Annotated in this window: 21 protein-coding genes and 1 riboswitch; of the genes, 5 read left to right on the top strand and 16 right to left on the bottom strand. The window is 33.7% G+C overall.

The annotated features are described in order from the left end of the window. Positions 1–93: 93 nt before the first annotated feature. From ACZ76X_RS14145 to ACZ76X_RS14095, 11 genes are all read right to left on the bottom strand, one after another. On the bottom strand, positions 94–2,514 hold the full coding sequence (locus ACZ76X_RS14145; RefSeq protein WP_479850730.1) for a heavy metal translocating P-type ATPase: 2,421 nt from the start codon (positions 2,512–2,514) through the stop codon (positions 94–96). A gap of 95 nt (positions 2,515–2,609) precedes the next feature. After that, positions 2,610–2,816, bottom strand: a complete 207-nt coding sequence (gene copZ, locus ACZ76X_RS14140) for a copper chaperone CopZ (RefSeq protein WP_098667950.1) — start codon at positions 2,814–2,816, stop codon at positions 2,610–2,612. 202 nt (positions 2,817–3,018) lie between these two features. Beyond that, positions 3,019–3,321 carry a metal-sensing transcriptional repressor gene (locus tag ACZ76X_RS14135; RefSeq protein WP_000509876.1) on the bottom strand — a complete coding sequence of 101 codons (303 nt, stop codon included), beginning with the start codon at positions 3,319–3,321 and terminating at the stop codon, positions 3,019–3,021. Between the two features lie 397 nt (positions 3,322–3,718). Beyond that, positions 3,719–4,525, bottom strand: a complete 807-nt coding sequence (gene metQ / locus ACZ76X_RS14130) for a methionine ABC transporter substrate-binding lipoprotein MetQ (protein ID WP_479850729.1) — start codon at positions 4,523–4,525, stop codon at positions 3,719–3,721. 265 nt (positions 4,526–4,790) lie between these two features. Continuing rightward, a riboswitch (SAM riboswitch) is annotated at positions 4,791–4,900 on the bottom strand. 178 nt (positions 4,901–5,078) lie between these two features. Then, positions 5,079–5,306, bottom strand: coding sequence for a hypothetical protein (locus ACZ76X_RS14125; protein WP_000849106.1), 228 nt, complete (start codon positions 5,304–5,306; stop codon positions 5,079–5,081). 276 nt (positions 5,307–5,582) lie between these two features. After that, positions 5,583–6,401, bottom strand: a complete 819-nt coding sequence (locus ACZ76X_RS14120; RefSeq protein ID WP_202283091.1) for an alpha/beta hydrolase — start codon at positions 6,399–6,401, stop codon at positions 5,583–5,585. Positions 6,402–6,416: 15 nt separating this feature from the next. Then, positions 6,417–7,238, bottom strand: a complete 822-nt coding sequence (locus tag ACZ76X_RS14115; protein ID WP_098667953.1) for an ABC transporter ATP-binding protein — start codon at positions 7,236–7,238, stop codon at positions 6,417–6,419. Between the two features lie 14 nt (positions 7,239–7,252). Continuing rightward, entirely contained in the window at positions 7,253–8,275 is a 1,023-nt protein-coding gene (locus tag ACZ76X_RS14110; RefSeq protein WP_479850728.1) for a FecCD family ABC transporter permease, read from the bottom strand. Then, positions 8,268–9,275 (bottom strand): FecCD family ABC transporter permease, encoded by a 1,008-nt coding sequence (locus tag ACZ76X_RS14105; protein WP_479850727.1) that lies wholly within the window; start codon positions 9,273–9,275, stop codon positions 8,268–8,270. The genes ACZ76X_RS14110 and ACZ76X_RS14105 overlap by 8 nt, the downstream gene beginning before the upstream one ends. Before the next feature lie 27 nt (positions 9,276–9,302). Next, positions 9,303–10,268, bottom strand: a complete 966-nt coding sequence (locus tag ACZ76X_RS14100; protein WP_306188239.1) for an iron-hydroxamate ABC transporter substrate-binding protein — start codon at positions 10,266–10,268, stop codon at positions 9,303–9,305. Between the two features lie 286 nt (positions 10,269–10,554). After that, entirely contained in the window at positions 10,555–11,313 is a 759-nt protein-coding gene (locus ACZ76X_RS14095) for an exodeoxyribonuclease III (RefSeq protein ID WP_479850726.1), read from the bottom strand. A 154-nt stretch (positions 11,314–11,467) separates the two neighbouring features. On the opposite strand from ACZ76X_RS14095, the gene ACZ76X_RS14090 reads away from it, so the two are divergent. The 3 genes from ACZ76X_RS14090 to ACZ76X_RS14080 are packed head-to-tail and all read left to right on the top strand — an operon-like array spanning position 11,468 to position 13,483. Next, positions 11,468–12,064, top strand: coding sequence for a bifunctional transcriptional activator/DNA repair enzyme AdaA (locus ACZ76X_RS14090; protein ID WP_479850725.1), 597 nt, complete (start codon positions 11,468–11,470; stop codon positions 12,062–12,064). After that, entirely contained in the window at positions 12,045–12,575 is a 531-nt protein-coding gene (locus ACZ76X_RS14085; protein ID WP_479850724.1) for a methylated-DNA--[protein]-cysteine S-methyltransferase, read from the top strand. Before ACZ76X_RS14090 ends, ACZ76X_RS14085 begins: the two co-directional genes overlap by 20 nt. After that, positions 12,572–13,483, top strand: coding sequence for a DNA-3-methyladenine glycosylase family protein (locus ACZ76X_RS14080; RefSeq protein ID WP_479850723.1), 912 nt, complete (start codon positions 12,572–12,574; stop codon positions 13,481–13,483). Before ACZ76X_RS14085 ends, ACZ76X_RS14080 begins: the two co-directional genes overlap by 4 nt. Before the next feature lie 37 nt (positions 13,484–13,520). On the opposite strand, the gene pepT is transcribed toward ACZ76X_RS14080, so the two are convergent. Beyond that, the gene (pepT, locus tag ACZ76X_RS14075) at positions 13,521–14,753 is read right to left on the bottom strand and encodes a peptidase T (protein ID WP_479850722.1); all 1,233 of its coding nucleotides are present in this window, start codon (positions 14,751–14,753) and stop codon (positions 13,521–13,523) included. A gap of 258 nt (positions 14,754–15,011) precedes the next feature. Here pepT and ACZ76X_RS14070 point away from each other — a divergent pair, with 258 nt between their 5' ends. After that, on the top strand, positions 15,012–15,641 hold the full coding sequence (locus ACZ76X_RS14070) for a YczE/YyaS/YitT family protein (RefSeq protein WP_479850721.1): 630 nt from the start codon (positions 15,012–15,014) through the stop codon (positions 15,639–15,641). Between the two features lie 91 nt (positions 15,642–15,732). Here ACZ76X_RS14070 and ACZ76X_RS14065 read toward each other — a convergent pair whose 3' ends face one another. From ACZ76X_RS14065 to ACZ76X_RS14050, 4 genes are all read right to left on the bottom strand, one after another. After that, positions 15,733–16,050: a hypothetical protein gene (locus ACZ76X_RS14065; protein ID WP_479850720.1), complete on the bottom strand. Its 318-nt coding sequence runs from the start codon at positions 16,048–16,050 to the stop codon at positions 15,733–15,735. Between the two features lie 323 nt (positions 16,051–16,373). Then, entirely contained in the window at positions 16,374–16,949 is a 576-nt protein-coding gene (locus ACZ76X_RS14060; protein WP_479850719.1) for a histidine phosphatase family protein, read from the bottom strand. 30 nt (positions 16,950–16,979) lie between these two features. Continuing rightward, positions 16,980–17,795, bottom strand: a complete 816-nt coding sequence (locus ACZ76X_RS14055) for an alpha/beta fold hydrolase (RefSeq protein WP_479850718.1) — start codon at positions 17,793–17,795, stop codon at positions 16,980–16,982. 209 nt (positions 17,796–18,004) lie between these two features. After that, positions 18,005–18,394, bottom strand: coding sequence for a VOC family protein (locus ACZ76X_RS14050; protein WP_479850717.1), 390 nt, complete (start codon positions 18,392–18,394; stop codon positions 18,005–18,007). A 404-nt stretch (positions 18,395–18,798) separates the two neighbouring features. Here ACZ76X_RS14050 and ACZ76X_RS14045 point away from each other — a divergent pair, with 404 nt between their 5' ends. Next, positions 18,799–21,519, top strand: coding sequence for a putative bifunctional diguanylate cyclase/phosphodiesterase (locus ACZ76X_RS14045; protein ID WP_479850716.1), 2,721 nt, complete (start codon positions 18,799–18,801; stop codon positions 21,517–21,519). Positions 21,520–21,577 lie beyond the last annotated feature (58 nt).

Genomic DNA, 21,577 nt, shown 5'->3' with positions numbered 1-21,577 from the left:
TATTATATCTTTTTTCTTTCTATATAGACAAAAACAATACTTTTTCAAAGTATTGTTTTTGTCTAAAAGCCTATGCAATTACTCTATAGATTTTTATTTTTTTAATTTCACTCTTTGCAATCGTAATGCATTTAATACGACCGATACAGAACTAAATGCCATAGCAGCTCCTGCAACCCAAGGCGCTAAGAAACCGAACGCTGCAATCGGGATTCCTAAGCCGTTATAAGCTAGTGCCCAGAATAAATTTTGCTTAATATTTCTTATCGTCATCTTACTCATAAAAATTGCATCAGCAATACTATTTAAATCACCACGGATTAACGTAATATCTGCCGCTTCCATCGCTACATCCGTACCTGTTCCAATTGCCATACCGATATCCGCTGTAGCAAGTGCAGGAGCATCATTTATTCCATCTCCAACCATTGCTACTTTCTTACCTTGCACTTGCAGTTTTTTCACTTCTTCTGCTTTTCCTTCTGGTAATACTTCTGCAATTACGTGATCAATACCAACTTGCCCCGCAATTGCCTGAGCAGTTTGTGTATTATCTCCTGTAATCATAACAACGTCTAGACCCATTTTCTTAAGTCTTGCGATTGCTACTTTTGAAGTATCTTTTACAGTATCTGCAACGGCCACTATACCAGCATATTCTTTATTGATCGCAATAAGCATCGCTGTTTTTCCTTCTCGTTCTAGCGCTTCCATCGATTTAGAAACTTCTTCAATATTAATATCGAATTTCTTCATTAATCGACGTGTACCAATTAATAATTGTTTCCCTTCTACAACGGATTCGATACCGAATCCCGGAATCGCTTCAAACGTTTCTGAGCTTGGGATATCAATTTTCTTTTCTTTAATTCCTTCTACAATTGCTTCTGCAAGTGGGTGTTCAGAATTTTTTTCTGCCGCACCTACTAAACGTAGTATTTCTGCTTCATGGAATCCATCTGCTACCATTACATCTGTTAACACCGGTTTCCCATTTGTCACAGTACCTGTTTTATCTAGAATAACTGTATCTAATCGATGCGTTGCTTCTAAATGCTCTCCACCTTTAAATAAAATGCCATACTCAGCCGACCTTCCTGATCCCGCCATAATAGACGTAGGTGTTGCAAGACCTAATGCACACGGACAAGCGATAACAAGTACGGCTATCATTTTCTCAAGTGCTCCACCAAAATCACCTGGTGTAACAAATATCATCCACACTGCAAATGTTATAATAGCAATCACAACTACAACAGGTACGAAAATACCTGAAATTTGATCTGCTACCCTTTGAATAGGAGCTTTTGAACCTTGAGCCTCTTCTACTACCTTAATAATTTGAGCTAATGCAGTATCTCTTCCTACCTTAGTTGCTTTCACTTTCAAAAATCCATTTTTATTCATTGTAGAACCGATTACTACATCCCCAATTGTTTTATCAACTGGAATGCTTTCACCTGTTAACATCGATTCATCTATTGCTGACTTTCCTTCTACAATTTCCCCATCTACCGGAATTTTTTCACCAGGCTTTACATAAACGATATCACCAGCTACTACTTCTTCAATTAATATTTTCATTTCTGTTCCATCTCGCACAACTGTAGCTGTCTTTGCTTGTAAACCCATCAACTTTTTAATTGCTTCTGATGAACGTCCCTTTGCTTTCGCTTCAAATAATTTACCTAAAATAATTAGTGTAATCAGTACTGCACTCGTTTCAAAATACAAGTCTGTCATATGTTCCGAAGAACCAATCGACCTAATACTTAAATACACACTGTAGAAATATGCCGCAGACGTTCCAAGTGCCACGAGAACATCCATATTGGCGCTTTTATTACGTAACGCTTTATAAGCCCCAACATAAAACTGTCCACCAATGATAAATTGAACTGGCGTTGCAAGAGCTAGCTGCACCCAAGGGTTCATAAGCACATCAGGTAAATAAATAAACGATGTAAATGAGAAATGACTTACCATTGCCCACAATAACGGGAATGATAAAATAAACGAAATGATAAATTTCTTTTTCTGTCGCTCAATTTCCTGTAAGCGATGATCAGTTGATCCATCCTGCTCATCTGATTTCACTTCTAATTTATATCCTAATTTCGTAATCGCACTCTTCATTTCATTTACATTAATTTCATCAGGATTAAAATCTACTGTAGCCGATTCCAAAGCGAAATTTACTGTCGCTCCGTTCACACCTTCTAACTTATTTAAACGCTTTTCTACTCTATTCGCACATGCTGCGCATGTCATCCCTGAAACAGTAAACTCAGCCTTATCACTTACAATTCCATATCCTAACGATTCAACTTTTTCCTTAAATTGTTGCGGATTTGTTTTTTGAGGATCATACATTATTTTTGTTTTTTCAAGTGCAAAATTTACATTTGCATCATGAACACCTTCTACTTTTTTCAGGCCTTTTTCAATTCTATTCGCACATGCGGCACATGTCATTCCTGATATTTGAAGATTGACCTCTTTCTGTTCATTCATGTCTCTCACCTCTATATACCCTTATGAGGTATAATTATTAGCAAAATAAATCGTACTTCCTATAAAGTACGATTTATTTCCATATCTAAAAATAATTATTGAACATCGTATCCTTGATCTTCAATTACAGCAACGATATCTTTTAACGTTACAACTGATGAGTCGATAGTAACTTCAACAGTTCCTTCTGCTAATTGAACTTTCACTTGTTCAACACCGCTTAGCTCTTTCACACTGCTTTCGATAGCATTTACACAATGTCCACAAGACATACCTTCAACTTTTAATGTTAACTGTTCCATTTAAAATCCTCCTCTTGTTTCTTCATTGTTTCTTAATCACAACTACATCTTACCATACCCCCCTAAGGTAATCAATGGTTTTGTATCATGATTTTTCAATTATTTTCTAAAAGTTTATTTTACATACACTTTTTCACATCAATACCCCGAAACCTTATATGAAAGTAAACAAAAAAACAAGCCAGTTACATACTAGCTTGTTTTACGCTTTTGAAAAACGTTCAAATACAGTCATTAATTCTTCAATCGCTTCGTCACCATTGCCATCTTTAATAGCGCCTGAAACACAATGACTTGTATGGTTTTTTAATACACCCATTCCTACTTTTTTCATCGCTGCATTAATCGCTGAAATTTGCACTAAAATATCCACACAATAGCGATCATTTTCAATCATATTTTGAATACCGCGGACCTGTCCTTCAATTCTCTTTAATCTATTTATAATTTGTTCTTTTTCTTTTTCTGATCTATGTGTTACTGCTTCATGCTCTTTATGACCCATATTATCACCTTCTTAAAGTTTCTCTTCATCCAATAAAACAATTGCTTTTACGAGTATACCAATTATAGCATTAATTATCTATGTATGATACCCCATATGAGTATATTTCCGCACTAAGCTTATTCTTAACAATTTATTAGCTTCTCAGTCTCAATTTTCATGATACCCTTTCCTTTTTCAAAAAAACATTACATTCTCCATCAGAACTTAATAAAGTAAAATGTTTAATCACTTTTGTGCTATGTTCTTCAACTAAAGCCTCCATTAATGTACATTCCCTAACAATTTCTCGTTGCAAATATAAAAGGGCTACCTTAGTAGCCCTTAATAAAATAATTAATTTTCATCAGTTATAAAATACGTAGTTGTAAAGAGTACAATTCCTTAGTTTTCAAAATTATTCTTTTACAGGAATAACTGCACCGTTATATTCCTTATTAATAAAATCTTCAATTTCTTTCGAATGCAATACTTCTACAAGTGCTTTAATTTCTTTCTTATCTTTATCACCTTTACGAACCACAACTACGTTTACATATGGAGAATCCTTACCTTCAAGCGCAATTGCATCTTTTCTTGGATTTAACTTTGCATCAATTGCATAGTTAGCATTAATTAAAATAGCATCACCTTCTTTATTTTTATACATTTGTGTTAATAAACCAGGCTCGATGTCTGTTTTGAATTTCAAATTTTTCGGATTATCTGCAATATCTTTTACGGTTGCTTTTACAGGATCTATACCATCTTTAATTTTTAAAATACCTTCTTTTTGTAAAATTGCTAAACCACGTCCATGATCAGTAATTGCATTACTCATAATAATTGTTGCACCATCTGGAAGCTCTTTTAGATTTTTATATTTTTGAGAATATAAACCGATTGGTTCAATGTGTATTTTTCCAGCTACTTCAAAATCATATTTTTTGTCTTTCATTTCTTTCTCTAAGAATGGAATACCTTGGAAATAATTTACATCTAATTCTTTATTCGCCAATGATTTATTTGGTAATACGTAGTCTTGGAATTTTTTAATTTCTAGTTCTACACCTTTTTTCTCAAGTAATGGTTTTGCTTTTTCCAAAATAACTGCATGAGGTACATTAGAAGCACCGACAACAAGCTTATCTTCACTTTTCCCTCCACAAGCAGTTAAACCAAAAATTGCTGTTGTAATAAGTCCTGATAGTAATAGTTTTTTCATGTTGTAAACACCCTTCTTCTTTTATGTATTTATTTATTAATTCACGCTGTAACAAATCAATAATCCACTTTATTAGAACAACACTAGGACATGCACAAATTGGTTCATTGATTTTCACATCGTTATTCCTCCTGCACACGGACTGTATAAATCGCTCTATTTTCCCTCAGAATAGTCTTTACTCACAGTCGAGAACAACAAAAAAACCTTTCTGCCCTTAGAATGAGCAGAAAGGTTTGTATGCATATATCGATACTATCCCTTTCTCTCATCTCTCAAAGCATTTGCTTTGCAGGAATTAGCACCATTTCAATGTAAAAATTGATGGTTGCTGGGTTTCACAGGGCACAGTCCCTCCACCTCTCTGGATAAGAGAAATCAGATTTAATTTTCATCTGATTCAAAATCTATTAAATTATCTATATTTTATGAATTGAATTTTATCAACATAAACTCGTTATGTCAATAATTGTTTATGAAAAAAACTTCAATCACAAATATAAAAGTCTCAATTCACACGTATAAATTGAGACTTCTTTCTTCCTATATATAATTATTGTTGATCACATACTTTTGTATCATTCACTACTGAAGTTCCTTCAACGGTTACCGTATGAAAACAGTCATTTACACGAACTGTCACAACATTATCTTGCCGATCAATAACGTGATATTCATTAAAATTTTTATTTAGAGCACTACGAATTTGTTCTCCCTCATAAATTGGAATGCCATGTGATAAAACCCAAATAAGCCCAGCGATAGCAAGAATAGTTTTCATACGATCTACCTCCTTGAGAATATAGTGAACTTTTAATCCGTTCTTTTTAGCTCCACTAATCATAAATGGAATGAACTAAGCCTTTTTGGAAATAAGTTCATTTCGTCTATTTTATGTTTATGCTAATTGTGACCGAATTGTGACAACTTTTTGTCTCTTTAGACGAAAAGTTGAAACAAAACTTTCAAAAAGGACAATTCTACTTGAACAAACGAAAGGCTATGGAGAATTTCCCCATAGCCTTTCGTTTGCATTTTATTAGACAATCATTCCAAATTATACGTGACTAATAAATCTTAACCCTTTACTTAAAGAAGTCGGCACAACAGATGCGTGATTCTCCCCTTCAGCTTCATAAAACGTAAATCTAAACTGATCATGTTTCACTTGGAAAAGGCGCTCTGATAATTCGTTTGCCCCTACAACCATATGCTCTCGTTCTAGTGATCCAACTGTAAGGAACACTCCCGTTTCAAACTTGGCACTGTTTAATTCATTTATAAAATTCTCTTCTTTTTCAAGAACAGATTGATTATTCCACCAAATAGACGGACTACTAATAAAATAATTTTGAAAAGCATTTACGTTTGTGAATAGTATATGTAAAGCAAATAAACCACCTAGTGAATGCCCAAATAACGTTTGTTTTCTTTTATCAATCTCATAATTCTTTTCAATCTGCGGCTTTAATTCTTCTTCAATAAAAGTAAAGAAATTATGTGCTCCTCCTGTTTTAGGCCACGGTTTACCATCTGGTTTTAAAGGCGCATCTTTTGAAATTACGCTAGGCGTAAAATCATAGCATCTCTCTTCACCTGAAAATGCCCCTTCAATTGGATAACCAATACCTACTATAATAGCTGGTGAAACACCTGTTTTTTCTGCTCTAACTGATTGTATTTTAACCGCTTCATGGAATGTTTGAAAAAAGGCATTGCCATCTAATACGTATATAACAGGATAGCCTGACTCTCGTGCTGGCTGCCTCGGCTTTGAAATATGAATTTGATATTCCTTACCTTCTATTTTCGAATACATTTTCCACTGTTCCGTATTAGATGTTATAATCTGCTGTTTTTCAATCGTAGTATTCATCTTATATCCCCCTTTTTAACTCGTTACATATATTTCAACTTTCTCTTCTTGAAGTGCAACGCTATCGTATCCAAAACAAACAGGAGACCCATTATACGGATCAATCATGACACGCGCATCAATATGAAATACTTCTTTTAACACTTCATTTGTTATGATTTCTTCTGGAATACCAGTTGTAACGATTTCTCCTTCCTTCATTGCAATAATCTCATCTGAAAACCTTGCTGCATGGTTAATATCGTGTAGTACCATTACGACCGTACAATTATGTTCTTTATTTAACCTCTCCACAATTTGTAATACATCTAATTGATGAGACATATCAAGATATGTTGTTGGTTCATCTAGTAGTAACACTTCTGTCTCTTGTGCTAAAGCCATCGCTAACCATACCTTTTGCCTTTGACCACCAGATAGATTTGCTATTTGTCTCGTTCTAAATTCAGATGTTTTCGTTATATCTAAGGCCCAATCAATCATCTCTTTATCTTTTGAAGTTAACTTATTTACGTTATTTCGATGGGGATAGCGTCCATAAGAAATTAATTCTTCTACTTTCAGCTCTCCTGGCGCAATTGGGGTTTGCGGAAGTAAAGCTAGCTGCTTCGCAATTTCTTTCGTTGGAATTGTATTTAAATCCTGTCCTTGTAAATAGACTTTACCGCTCTTTTGTTTTAAAATTCTTCCCATTGTTTTTAACAGTGTGGATTTACCGCATCCATTTGGTCCTATAATTGTCGTTACTTTTCCTTCTTGTATTTCCACATTTAAATCGCGAAACACTGTAAGCTTTTCATAACTCGTTTCTAAATTTTTTGCACTTAAAATACTCACTTTTATTCCTCCTCTTACGCTTTCGCCTTATAAAGTAAATATAAGAAATACGGTACACCGACAATAGAAATAACGATTCCAACTGGTAACTCTACAGGTGTGAAGACTGTTTTTGCAATAAAGTCTGAAGCAATTACAAGGAGCATTCCGATTACTCCGCACGTAGGAATGATATGCTTATGCTGAATGCCGACAAGTCTTTTCGCTATATGTGGTGCCATTAGTCCAATGAAACCAATACTTCCTGAAACAGCAACACATGCGCTCACAAGTCCGATACTACTTAGTAGTAAAATAGATTTCTCTCTTTCTACTGAAACACCTAAACTTGTAATACTCGTTTCTTCCAATTGAAATAAATCTAATAAATAAGCTTTCTTTTGTATAAGCGGAATTAATATGATAAGCCACGGCAACATTGCAATAATATACTTCCAGTTTGCATTATATATACTTCCCGACACCCAAACTGCAGCCATCTCGAAATCAGTTGACTTCATTTTGAGTGATAGGTACATAGAAAATGCTCCAAATCCTGATCCAATTGCAATCCCTGTTAATAAAAGACGCTGCGAATCTAACTTACCGTTTTTCCAAGAAAATAGATAAATGATGATAGCTGCACCTAATCCGCCGACTAAACCAAACATTGGCATCATCATAATAGAAACCCAGTCTGTGCTCTTTAATTGTCCTTGAAAGAAAAACATAAAGATGACGATTGCTGTTCCTGCTCCGGCATTTACTCCTAAAATACCTGGGTCTGCCAGTCCGTTTCTCGTAATTCCTTGAATTACAGCACCTGCAACACCTAAGCCTAATCCTACTAATCCAGCGATTACAATGCGCGGAAGACGAAACTCAAAAATAACTAAATCATGGTCTGGTACTGGATCTATTCTAAAGAGTGTTTTACATACATCTGTAATCGTAATATCAAACGTACCATTCGTTAAACTAATATAAATAGCACATAGTATTAAAAATAAAAGAATCCCCATCGTCATTCCAAAACGTTGGCTTGAACTTTTAAGCATGTCTCTCTCCTCCTCTTGTACGGATTAAATAAAGGAAGAAAGGAATTCCAATTAAAGATGTTACGACTCCAATTGGCGTTTCAAATGGATAATTTACAAATCTACTTAAAACATCACATAACGCTAAGAAAACCCCACCAATAACGCCTGCACATGGCAATATCCATTTATAATCTACTCCAATTATAAAGCGGGTAATGTGCGGAATAATTAAACCTACAAAACCAACTTTCCCCACTAAAGCAACTGCCGTTCCTGTTAAGAAAATAACTGATAAAATAGCCATCGCTTTAACTAGTTTTGTACGCTGCCCTAAATTAATAGACACTTCTTCTCCTAAAGAAAGAATCGTAATAGATTTTGATACTAACAGTGCTAAAACTATACCAATTATCCCAAACGGTATCGTAATTTTAATAATATTCGGATCCACTTGGTCTAACTTTGCATTAAACCAAAAACTAACATTTTGAGAGATTTGAAAATACGAAGCCATTGCAGCCGATACACTACTTAAAAATGTTCCGATAACTGTTCCGATAATTGCTAACCTAACTGGTGATAAACCATTTTGGAGGAGTGAACCAAAACCAAACACGATACCTGCTCCTAGTGCAGAACCAATCATTGAACATAAAACCATACCAACGGATGACATGCCCGGAAGAAAAATCATACAAAGTGTAATAACAAAGGCTGCCCCATCTGTCACACCCATAATAGAAGGGGATGCAAGATAGTTTCTTGTCATCCCCTGCATAAGTGCTCCTGATATGGCTAGAAATGCTCCGACTAAAAGAGCTGCAACTACCCTTGGTAAACGTGAAGTAATAATAATATTATGATTTACATCACTTGAATCAAAATGAAATAATGCGTTCCACACTGTTTCAGCATCAATACTTTTAGCCCCATACAAAATAGAAAGTATAACTGTAAATAAGATGAGTATGGGTGCTATACATAATATAGTCACTGGTACTGCATTTGTTTTCTGCATATCATTCAACGCACCTTACTTATTGTATTATTTAGATAAATTTTTCACTGCTTCTTTTAAGAATGCTGTTTTACTCCAAGCTGTACCACCTTGTGCCATTGGGTCTACAACGTTTACAAATACTTTCTTTTCTTTCGCAGCATTCATACTTTGCCAAATTGGATTGCTTTCAATTTCTTCTAGCACTTTCGGGTTTTTATTTTCAGTTGTCTCATATTGTAAGAAAATATAATCCGGGTTAAGTTCAGCAAGTTTTTCAAATGAAATTTTCTCTTGTGCTTTTACAGTTTTAAGTTGTTCTGGAGCAGTTAATCCAAGATCTTTATAAATTACAGGATTGAAGTATACCCCTTCTGGATACAGAAATAATTCGTTTGCTCTTAGTCTAATAACAAGAACTTTTTTGTCTTTTAACTTATCTCCTAGTTTTGCTTTTGCTTTTTCAGCATCTGTATTGTAATCTTTAATAATTTTTTCTGCTTTATCTTTTTTACCAGTTAATTCTCCCATTAACTTTAAGTTATCTTCCCAATTTGTTGAAACGTGTGATACCGGGAATGTAGGAGCTACTTTCGTAAACTTTTCAGCTGTTTCTGCTGGGAATTTCGTACTTGATGTAATAACATCTGGTTTTAATTGAAGTAATGTTTCGAAATTCGGTTGCATTTTCTCACCAACAGATTTCGCACCCTCTAAATCTTTCTCAAGATACTTCGGTAATTTACCACCAACAGTAATAGCACCGACTGGCTTAATACCAAGTACTGCTGCATCTTCCATTGACTCTAAACTAGCTGTGGCAATTTTATCTACTTTTGCTGGCACTGTATATTCTTTACCTAAATATGTAATTTTTCTTTTTTCGTCTTTTTTCGTTTCCGTAGCTTTTGTCTGTTGCTTTTGCTCTCCTGAAGTCTTATCCGTACTATTACATGCCGCTAGCCCTACACTTAAAACTGTAACCATCCCTAATGTAAATAACTTCTTGTTCATCTTCATATATCTCCTCTCGAATTTTTAATAAAATTTAACTATATAAAACTTGTCTTACATATATATTTCATTAGATTAATAATCCTATCCAGAACTCATTCTCGTTCACTTCCCCTAAACTATAATTCTTTTACACCTCACCCATTGATAATCTTTTTCAATGATAATGATTATCGTTACTAAGTATATATTTAATATGCAATTATTTCAAGAAAGATTTGAAAAATTTTAACAAACTGAATAAAAAAAGAAGTATCCACCTAATGTTAGGAAGATACTTCTTTTTTTAGAAATTTATATGTAATTCAACTGGGCAATGGTCTGATCCCATCACTTCACTATTAATTTTCGCCTCTGTTATTCGGTCTTTCATTCTTTCAGAAACAACAAAATAATCTAAACGCCATCCAATATTTTTTCCTCTCGCTCCCATACGATACGACCACCACGAATATGCACCTTCCTTATCAGGATACAGATAACGATATGTATCAACAAATCCTTCTTCTAAAATACGTGTAAATTTCTCTCGTTCCTCATCAGAGAATCCAGCGTTTTTACGATTACTTTTTGGATTTTTTAAATCGATTTCTTTATGAGCGACGTTTAAATCTCCACAAAAAATAACGGGCTTTTTTTCATCTAATTGCTTAATATAAGCCCTGAAATCATCTTCCCATTTCATCCTGTAATCTAAGCGCTCTAATCCTCGTTTTGAATTTGGTGTATATAACGTAATCATGTAAAAATCTTCGAACTCTAAAGTAATAACTCGTCCTTCTTGATCATGCTCTTCAATGCCTAAACCGTATGTAACAGAAAGCGGTTCTTTTTTCGTGAAAATAGCCGTTCCTGAATAACCTTTTTTCACAGCATAATTCCAGTATGTATAATATCCATCTAGGTTTAAATCAATTTGCCCATCTTGTAATTTAATCTCTTGTAAACAAAATATATCAGCATTGGATTCCTCAAGATATTCTAAAAATCCACCTTTTGCGATAACTGCTCGCAAACCATTTACATTCCATGAAATGAACTTCACTTATAGTCCTCCTCTTGATGTTTATTTCCAAATTTCATGCTATCACAAAATAGAAAAACAAGCATACTTTCACCTTTGTAATCTTGCTCTTACATTTGTGAATACATACATACGTACTTTATTCAGGTTATACTAATTTCAGAGGTGATGTTCTTTGCACAATGAAGAAGTTATGTTAACAAATGAGCATTGGCAAGCAATTATTCATAATGATTCTTCCTATGATAGCAAATTCTTTTATGCTGTGAAATCAACCGGAATCTTTTGCAGGCCGTCATGCAAATCAAGAATACCGAATAGAAACAATGTACGAATTTTTCATCATGAAGAGCAAGCATTAAGCGAAAACTTTCGCCCGTGCAAACGTTGTAAGCCAAACGGAATCACTTTACCTAATGAAGAGTGGGTAGAACAAATTAAAGATTATATCGAGAAACACTTTGATGAATTATTAACTCTCGACATACTTGCTGAAATGTGCCATGGTAGCCCATTTCATTTACAACGTACTTTCAAAAAAATGACAGGAATAAGCCCAATAGAATATATACAACAATTCCGGATTGTTAAAGCGGTAGAACAGCTATTACAAACAAATCAATCCATTAAAGAAATTAGTACTGCTATCGGAGTAGAAAATCCCGAGTATTTTGCAACTTTATTTAAAAAGAAAACCGGATTTACGCCTACTGAATATCGAAAAAAGAACGAAATGAAAGAGGGATACAATAATGAATTCCTACAAAAATAAATTTATATATTGGATGCTACTTACACATAAGAATTGGCAATTTCATATTGCTGCAACTGAAAATGGACTATGTTTCATTGGATCTCAAGACGAAAGCTTAGAAGAATTAAATGCATGGGCTAGAAAAAAATTGCCACGACATATATTAACCTGTAATCCAGATTATCTACAAACATATATGAAAGAAGTTATCCAGTATTTAGAAAGTAAGCGAGAAACTTTTACATTCCCTATCGATGCTTACGGAACTGACTTTCAATTATCTGTTTGGAATGCGGTACGTGAAATTCCTTATGGGAAGACATATTCTTATTCAGAAATTGCCGAAAGAATACAAAAACCTACTGCGGTACGTGCTGTTGCTACTGCTATTGCCGCTAACCCCATTCTTATTACGATTCCTTGCCACCGTGTTATTGGAAAGAATGGTAAACTAACCGGATTTAGAGGTGGATTAGAAATGAAGAAAGAATTGCTTACAGTAGAAAAGTCGCGGGTAAAATGTATATGACAGCAGAACATACTAGCTCATTAACTTTAACAGTTCCAACAGAATTTAGTTTTCAAGAAAATTTACGCTATCTATCGCGTTCTAACAATGAATGTATGTTCCACATTGAAGATAACAAAATTTATAAAGTTATCCCTGTTCACGATGTAAATCCTTTAGTTGAAATTAGTATGAATACGGATGGACATATTCAAATACGTTTTTTAGAAGAATTATATACATCTGAAGAATCGGTACACAAAGCTGTAGCTAACTATGTGAAAGAGTGGTTTGATTTAACTACTGATTTAACTCCCTTTTATACATTAGCTAAACATGATGTACTCCTTCAAAGACCAATTGAACAGTTTTATGGTCTTCGTACTTTAGGTATTCCAGACTTATTTGAAGCACTTTCCTGGGGAATTATCGGTCAGCAAATTAACCTCACATATGCTTATACACTAAAAAGACGATTAGTCGAACACTTTGGAAATTATGTAGAGTGGAATGATAGAAAACATTGGATATTCCCTTCTCCTGAAACGATTGCCAATTTACATGTAGAGGATCTCATAAACTTAAAAATGACGACTAGAAAGTGCGAATATTTAATCGGTATTGCAAAGCTAATTACAGAAGGAAAACTATCAAAAGAATCTTTACTGCAAATACAAGACGTGAAACAAGCTGAAAAAAGATTAACTGCTATACATGGTATAGGACCGTGGACTGCCAACTATGTTTTAATGCGCTGTTTACGATTTTCTTCCGCTTTTCCAATTGATGATGTTGGCTTGCATAATGCAATTAAATATATAACAGGTTCTGAAAGTAAACCAACTAAACAGGAGATAAAAGATTTTGCGGCAAATTGGATTAACTGGGAATCTTACGCAACTTTTTATTTGTGGCGAGTATTATACTAAAAAACCAAGTAGCGCATTTGCACTACTTGGTTCCTGTTTAAGCTTGTTCTTCGAATCGTCTTGCAATTTCTATAATAACTTGAACAGCTTTTTCCATAACATCTACCGAAACATACTCAAACTTCCCGTGATAGTTTTCACCACCTGTGAAAATATTCGGCGTTGGTAATCCCATATAGGATAATTGTGATCCGTCTGTTCCACCGCGAATCGGATGAATGTTTGGTTCGATATTTAAACTTTTCATTGCCTCATATGCAATATCAACAATTTCTCTCACTGGTTCAATTTTTTCAAGCATGTTATAGTATTGATCATTCATTTCTAAAACAACTGCATCTTGTCCATATTTCTCTTGCATTTGTTTCACAATATTTTCAATGGTATTTTTACGCGCTTCAAAGTTTTCACGATCAAAATCTCGAATAATATAATATGCTTTACTTTGTTCAACATCACCATTTAAAGAAAGTAAATGGTAGAATCCTTCGTATCCTTCAGTATACTCCGGTGCTTCTTCTACTGGTAAATGTCCGTTAAACTCCATCGCAAGTTTAGTTGCGTTACGCATTTTATTTTTCGCTGTTCCAGGATGTGTATTCGTTCCGTTAAACGTTAATTTAGCGCCTGCAGCATTAAAGCTTTCATACTCTAAACCACCTAATGGACCACCATCCATCGTATAAGCAAATGATGCACCAAACGCTTCTACATCAAAATGCGCTGGTCCACGGCCAATTTCTTCATCCGGCGTAAATGCAACTCTAATTTTCCCATGTTTAATTTGCGGATTATGTATTAAATATTTCATTGCAACCATAATTTCTGTAAGACCCGCTTTATCATCTGCTCCAAGAAGTGTCGTACCATCAGTTGTAATAATGGTATGCCCTTTATATGATGGTAACTCTGGGAACTGTTCTGGTGTTAACACAACATTTAGCTCTTCATTTAACGTAATTGCATTTCCATCAAAGTTTTCATGGATTTGTGGTTTTACGTTTTTCCCTGTAAAATCTGTTGCCGTATCTAAATGTGCTAAAAAGCCAATTACTGGAACATCCTTATCCGTATTAGCAGGAAGTGTTGCCATTACATACCCGTTATCATCCATCGTCACTTCTGTTAACCCAAGCTCTTTTAACTCTTCCACTAATAACTTACCAAATTCAATTTGTCCAGGTGTTGTTGGTACTGTATGACTTTCTTCATTTGATTGTGTATCAATCTTTACATATCTCGTAAATCTTTCAATAAGTTCTTGTTTCAAATTCATTCACTCCCTTTTATATTTCTTTCTCTATTATAATCCTTGAGACGAAATATTTTAACTTTTTCGGCTATGAATATATATTACATTTTCACAAACAATAAAAATTCATAATATTTGCTCACCACGACTCAAACAAGTAACATACATAATTATAATGTGAAACTTTAATCAGTGAGGGTCCATCCCCCATTGATTATCAGCCTTCACCAATCAGGCTGCCTGATAATGCGGGATAAAATATAGGAGGTATTAAAGATGAGGCTAACTCTCTTTCGCTATTTTCTTTTTTTCTTGGGATTAATTTTTTTCGGCCTTGGAAATGCTCTTGCAGTCAAAGTGAAATTTCTCGGTTTACATCCTTGGGAGGTTTTAAATATGGCTCTCTACCAAAAATTCGGATGGACCATTGGTACGTGGAGTGTCATATGTGGATTATGTCTCGTTCTCATTTCTTTACTAGTAGATCGAAAATATATAAATGTGGGTACATTTTTAAACGCACTACTTATCGGTCCGATTATGGACTTTTTCTTACAATCAAATATGCTTCCAAACGCTAGTAATTATTTATGGATAAACTTACTCATTTTATTTGCTGGCATTGCAATTACAGGTATTGGTGGAGGCATGTACGTTGCGGCTGGGATTGGTGCTGGACCTCGCGATGGATTCATGCTTACTATTTCCGACAAAACAGGACTATCTATTAGCCGTGCTAGAATCATAGTAGAATGTGTTGTACTAGTAATCGGTTTTATGCTAGGAGGTCCTGTTTTCATCGTAACTTTTCTATACACCTTTATTCAAAGTCCAATCTTTCAGCAATCATTTAAGATGTTTCAAACACTTTTACATAGCAAAAAGAAAATTAGTGAACATATTTAAAGTACAGTTTAATACAAATAAATTCACCCTATTTACGATTCTCACCGCAAATAGGGTGTTTCTTTTTCATCTCACAATTTAAAAATATATACTACTCATTCACAATAAAAGTATATACATCGTCATAAATACAACCATTTACCCTAATAACATACTTTCCTGGTTTACTAAAAGTAACTGTATATTTATTTAGCTGAATTGCTTCTTTATCTCCAGAAAGCACATCAATGCTTCTGCCACTTAATACATATAATTCATTTAGATTCATCGATACATTAATTGTATTGAAATTCTCCTCTTTCACTTGCTGTGCTTCCGCAGCGCTTACACTTGGTTCTAAAAACAGTAGTCCACTTAATCCAATCGTTCCCGCTAAAGCTACTCCCGCAAACTTTTTAATCTTCTTCATCACAATGTCCCCCTTATAGATTTTGTGTAAAGGCGATTTTTCCCTTTACACCACAAAGCCTATATGTAATGAAATGAAAAGTAAACGGAGACCGTAAGACAAAATTCTACATCTTTTTCTCCAATTGAATATAAATCCATCGTTTGGAATTTTGTCACATTTAAAATTGTTTCCCTAAATCAAATTCCACATAATTTATTCAAATACTGAATAATTACTTATTGATTTAACATTCTAAAAACAGTTGATAAAAATTCATTCTATTCAAATAAGAATATTTTACTATAAAAGTAACTTTCACAAAAAAATCCATACAACCAATTTTATTCCGCTTTCCATAATCTCTCTACATTCATTAATTGCTCATCTTTAAACTCCAACTTATATATGTCGGGCTTCGATGTATGTATTAAAAATTCAAATCCATATTGATTATCAAAGTAATTCATCATTAAAGTCATTACAAGCCCATGTGTGCCAATTACAATTTTTTGCCCTTGAAAATCCATCAATATTTCTTTTAACACTTTCACTACTCTTCTTTGGCAATCCGCATATGACTCTCCTTCGGTTCGTGCAAAGTCCGGATTAGCGAATATCTTCTTTACAAGTGGATACACTTCTTTATCTGATATAACTTGATCTCCACTGGAAAACATACACTCTTTAAGATTTTCATATATTACTATTTCTTTTTCATAGAAATTGGCTGCTTTTTCTATCGTTAACACAGCCCTCTTATACGGACTTGAAATGAAAGTATCGATTCCCTCTGTTTTTAATATATCAGTTACTCTATGAGCATCTAAACTTCCCTTCTCAGTTAACCCACGCGTTCTTTCATTTCCTTCTAATTTTGGTGATTCCCCATGTCTAACCATATAGATATATGTACTCATAATTCCTCCTTGAAAATATTCATTCGTCTTTTATATACTTTGTTGATTTGTTCTTCTAATCCACTCGCCTACTAAACTCTCGAATACTTCAGGTTGTTCAATTTGTAAATTATGCCCTGCCATATCTAACACTGCTAATGTCGCTCTTGGATAATCATCAATAATTCCTATACTGTCTTGATAACCTACCGATATATCTTGTCTTCCAGCTAATAAAAGAACGGGTTTCTCATATTTCTTATGATGCAAATTCATAGTAAGAGAGTAATTCTGTTGCAATCTTTCAATAAATTCATAATTAGCAATATCTAGTCCCGGCTTAATCTCCTCTTTAAATCTCGTATATGTATATTCATTAGCGACCACTGCTAACTCGCAAAATTCTTCTCTATCAGTTGAAGTAAGCTTATTTAAAAACTCCTTATCTTGTACAATTACCTGTTTATTCGGGCAGGTCCTTTTTTCTTGCTCCGCTACAACTACAGGACATACTAATAGTAATCCATTAACTCTTTCAAACAGCTTTGTGAGTATACCTCGAGCTAAATATCCGCCATAGGACTCCCCTACTAATAAAAAGTTTTTGGCTGGAATAATTTTTTCAATACATGCAAGTAACAGTTCTAACATATGATCTGAACTATTTATCCAATCTGGAGCATTCGATTTCCCCATGCCAGGTAAATCAATATATATTCTTTGGTGACCTTTATATTTTTGAAATACTGATTCCATGCATTTCTTCATTAATCTATGATCAGGTGCACAGCCATGTATAATAATGACTGGTTGTCCTTCGCCAATGGTTTCATAATATATTTCTGCATCCTTAATCCGGCATATCATAAAAAAGCCCCCCTAGTGTTCTCTTCATCTTTACAGACACTCCTCTCAAACCAAAAGGAATATACGTTCTTATTTTATAATTTTTCAGAACATAATTTCAAATTTTATTTTTCAGATTATAAATAAAAGAGCTTTCCATGAGTGTATCCCCTCAAAAGAAAGCCCTCTTACGTATTTCCTCCTACTTGAACTTCAAGCATCATTACACATTATTCCTCTAATTTCATCAAGACAATTCTCCAACCATCTGGATCCTCTATCGTTATCCCTTTGTCTTTCCAGTATGGGTTTTCAGGTTCAACCTCGTCATAACCCAATGCATGTAGCCTTTTACTCACCTTTTTCATTTCACCATCCTCACGCATATAAAATACGAGTAAATTATCTTTTGTCGGAGCTGGACATGGGCTCCCATCTATATGTCTTGTAAATTCTAAATGATACTCTTCATTTGGGAGTCCAAACATGACCCCATCATAACCTTCATGATTGTAGAATTCACCTATACGTTTTAAGCCTAATCCTTTTTCATAGAATTCTATAACCTTTTCAAATTGATCAGTTGGACGTGCTATTCGAAACTTTACCCAGTTCTTCATGCTCTTCCTCCCATACTAAAAATTTTATACATGCTTACATATTATTGTATATACGCAACATCTTTTTGAAATCCCTCATTAGTATGAGAATAAATACATACAAAAGTTTAGTTCATACTTTATAACATTGAATGTATTATCTTCATGCAATTATGCATATTCACTTGCGAACTATTAAAAAATCTATAAAATTCAAAGGATGACTAAATATACAATTCCCATTTAACATCTTGATGAAGTACATATTATTAAAAACAATACTTTTTTAACTTCAAGAAGTATTACACTTTTCAGTACTTTCCTTATAAACATGATTTTTATAAGGAAATCTGATACAATTCTTAAATAATATTATTATGTATAGATATTACGAATAAAGTGCATAATTAAAGAAGGTGATTTTATTGAAATTAAATAAAAATTTACAACTATATATATTAATTGGAACATTAATATGCTATTCCATCTATTTTATATGTTTTTATCTGTTCCCTACTCATTTTTCAAATTCGGACGTACGCTTCGCTTCACTTATCGTTGAAGCCATTACATTTGTATCACTCATTTACTCTATATATTCTAAAAAAGTTAGTTCAAATCCGTTTTGGATATGTATCACAATAGCAATTGGGAGCTTTTTATTAGGGAAAATAGTATACACATATGAGGATAGCTTCTTCGAAATTCCAATACATCGATTTACTATTTCTGATGTGTTTTACATGTTTTTCTTATTTTTCTGTCTTATCGCTTTCTGTTATAAAATTTTAAAAGAATGCGATAAATGGGAAAAAGCGTTCTTTATTTGTGATATATGCATCGTACTTACTTCCATATTCACATTGGAGTGGTATTTATTTAATCAACCAAATTTACATATATTCTCTCTTTCACTAGGAGATGTTTTCCTTTCATTTCTATATCCAATTGCAGATTTATTATTTCTTCTACTAGGTGTTAGTCTTTTTTTCCGTCCAACAATTTTTAATTCCAAACGGAAAATTTACATCTTTATTTTTGTCTTAATAAGTTCTGCAACTTTTAACTATATTTATTTTTATTTAAATAATCATTTATCGACTGAAACGATAACATTATTACGTCTTTTATATAGAATACCTATATTACTTATGGCAATAGCTGGATCTATTTCAGAAGACCATAATAGCCATAAAAATTATTTCATTGTAAACCCTATACTAGGTAAAAAGGCTTTAGTTGTATTTCCTTATCTTGCTGTTGCGATACTAATCGGGTTTACATTAAAAGAACAAACAGCATCTTCAACTCTCATTACAGGAAATTGTATGACTTTTATTTTCGTACTCATTCGTCATTCTATTGTACGTCTGCAAAACAATTCCCTAACAAAACGTTTACAGGCATTTAATGCTCAACTAGAAGAAAAAGTTACTTTACGAACTTCCGATTTAGTTTATAAATCAGAGGCTCTATCTCAAAAACAACAAAAATTCAAATCACTATATGAATATCATCCTGACCCTATTTTTACAATTGATTTAAATGGAATCTTCTTAAATGTAAATAAAGCTGGAAGTATGTTACTGGGAGCACCAACGAATGAGTTACTCGGTGAAACTTGTTTTTCGATTATTTTAGAAGAAGATAAACATAAACTAGCATCTGCATTAGAAAAAGTGAAACAACAAGAATCGGCATCCTTACAACTTAGTTCTCAATATAAAGATGGCTTTACTTATTTTTTATACGTTACCATCGTCCCTATTATGATAGACGGACAAATTTCAGGAAGCTATATTATGGTGAAAGATATTACTGCACTAAAAAAACAGCAAGAAGAAATAAAATATTTAGCATTCCATGATACTGTAACGAAAATTGGGAACCGTGCCTTTTTCCATAAGAAATTAAAAAGGGTTATCCAAAATGCGAAAACAACAGACAGTGAGTTCGCATTATTATACTTAGATTTAGATCGCTTTAAAGCAATTAACGATACACTTGGACATTCGTCAGGAGATTACATATTAGAAGAAGTAGCAAAGCGATTCCAATCCTGTCCTCCATCACATACTCACCTGTCAAGAATCGGTGGTGATGAGTTTACTATCTTAATTGAAAATTATACTGACGAAGATTCCTTATTCGAGTTATGTAACCAATTATTTGAAAGCATAGAAAAACCGTTTGTCATACACGAGCATACATTAACTTTATCACTTAGTATCGGTATTGCTATTTATCCATATTCTGGAATTGATACCGCTACACTTCTGAAAAACGCTAATGTCGCCATGTATGATGCGAAAGCAAAAGAACTTAACTCTGTCTCTATTTATGATGATATTATTGCTAAGAAAATTGAAAGACGATTACGATTAGAAAAAGATTTACCAAATGCAATACAAAATGAAGAATTGTTCCTTTTATATCAACCTCAAGTTGATAGTGAATCTAATAAAATTATCGGTGCAGAAGCTCTAATCAGGTGGAATCATCCTGAATTAGGCGTTATTTCTCCATACGAGTTTATTCCGATTGCAGAAGAAACACTACAAATTATTCCAATAGGAAAATGGACATTAGAGCAGGCTTGTGAGCAAATGAAACGTTGGCACACACTGGGCTATTCTCATTTAAAAATTGGTGTAAACTTATCCGCTAAAGAATTTGAACAAGAAGATTTTGTAAAGTCTATTTCTTCTACATTAGCAAATACAGGTTTACCAGCAAGTTCTCTCGATCTTGAGTTAACAGAGCGAATTGCGATGATGGATGAGCGAGAAACATTGATAAAATTGCGTACACTAAAAAGTTTAGGGATTCACATTTCAATCGACGACTTTGGTACAGGCTATTCTTCACTAGCTTACTTACCTTTATATCCAATCGATACGTTAAAAATCCCAAGAGAATTTATTACAATGTCTGAAACATGTGACGATGGAATGGAAATTATTAAAACAATCATCACATTAGCAAATACATTAGGAATGTCCGTCATTGCTGAAGGTGTAGAAACGAAAGAACACGTAACTTTCCTTCAGAAAAACAAATGTCAGTTTATTCAAGGTTACTATTATAGTAAACCTATTCATATTAATGCATTTACTGAGCTATTAAAAAGTGGGATTCACCCATAGTACATAGTTAATTGGGATAAGTAATAATGAATTTGAACAACTATAGTAAAAAGGAAAG

Source organism: Bacillus sp. BC05(2025) (genome assembly GCF_056725905.1).
The sequence above is the reverse complement of the archived record's forward strand: the minus strand, read 5'-3'. Positions and strand labels throughout refer to the sequence as shown.

What these genes read in the sequence shown, in the direction of transcription:
- ACZ76X_RS14145 (WP_479850730.1), bottom strand. Translation starts at nt 2,514, where the DNA reads ATGAATGAACAGAAAGAGGTCAATCTTCAAATATCAGGAATGACATGT.
- copZ (WP_098667950.1), bottom strand. Translation starts at nt 2,816, where the DNA reads ATGGAACAGTTAACATTAAAAGTTGAAGGTATGTCTTGTGGACATTGT.
- ACZ76X_RS14135 (WP_000509876.1), bottom strand. Translation starts at nt 3,321, where the DNA reads ATGGGTCATAAAGAGCATGAAGCAGTAACACATAGATCAGAAAAAGAA.
- metQ (WP_479850729.1), bottom strand. Translation starts at nt 4,525, where the DNA reads ATGAAAAAACTATTACTATCAGGACTTATTACAACAGCAATTTTTGGT.
- ACZ76X_RS14125 (WP_000849106.1), bottom strand. Translation starts at nt 5,306, where the DNA reads ATGAAAACTATTCTTGCTATCGCTGGGCTTATTTGGGTTTTATCACAT.
- ACZ76X_RS14120 (WP_202283091.1), bottom strand. Translation starts at nt 6,401, where the DNA reads ATGAATACTACGATTGAAAAACAGCAGATTATAACATCTAATACGGAA.
- ACZ76X_RS14110 (WP_479850728.1), bottom strand. Translation starts at nt 8,275, where the DNA reads ATGCTTAAAAGTTCAAGCCAACGTTTTGGAATGACGATGGGGATTCTT.
- ACZ76X_RS14105 (WP_479850727.1), bottom strand. Translation starts at nt 9,275, where the DNA reads ATGCAGAAAACAAATGCAGTACCAGTGACTATATTATGTATAGCACCC.
- ACZ76X_RS14100 (WP_306188239.1), bottom strand. Translation starts at nt 10,268, where the DNA reads ATGAACAAGAAGTTATTTACATTAGGGATGGTTACAGTTTTAAGTGTA.
- ACZ76X_RS14085 (WP_479850724.1), top strand. Translation starts at nt 12,045, where the DNA reads ATGAATTCCTACAAAAATAAATTTATATATTGGATGCTACTTACACAT.
- ACZ76X_RS14080 (WP_479850723.1), top strand. Translation starts at nt 12,572, where the DNA reads ATGACAGCAGAACATACTAGCTCATTAACTTTAACAGTTCCAACAGAA.
- ACZ76X_RS14070 (WP_479850721.1), top strand. Translation starts at nt 15,012, where the DNA reads ATGAGGCTAACTCTCTTTCGCTATTTTCTTTTTTTCTTGGGATTAATT.
- ACZ76X_RS14065 (WP_479850720.1), bottom strand. Translation starts at nt 16,050, where the DNA reads ATGAAGAAGATTAAAAAGTTTGCGGGAGTAGCTTTAGCGGGAACGATT.
- ACZ76X_RS14060 (WP_479850719.1), bottom strand. Translation starts at nt 16,949, where the DNA reads ATGAGTACATATATCTATATGGTTAGACATGGGGAATCACCAAAATTA.
- ACZ76X_RS14055 (WP_479850718.1), bottom strand. Translation starts at nt 17,795, where the DNA reads ATGATATGCCGGATTAAGGATGCAGAAATATATTATGAAACCATTGGC.
- ACZ76X_RS14050 (WP_479850717.1), bottom strand. Translation starts at nt 18,394, where the DNA reads ATGAAGAACTGGGTAAAGTTTCGAATAGCACGTCCAACTGATCAATTT.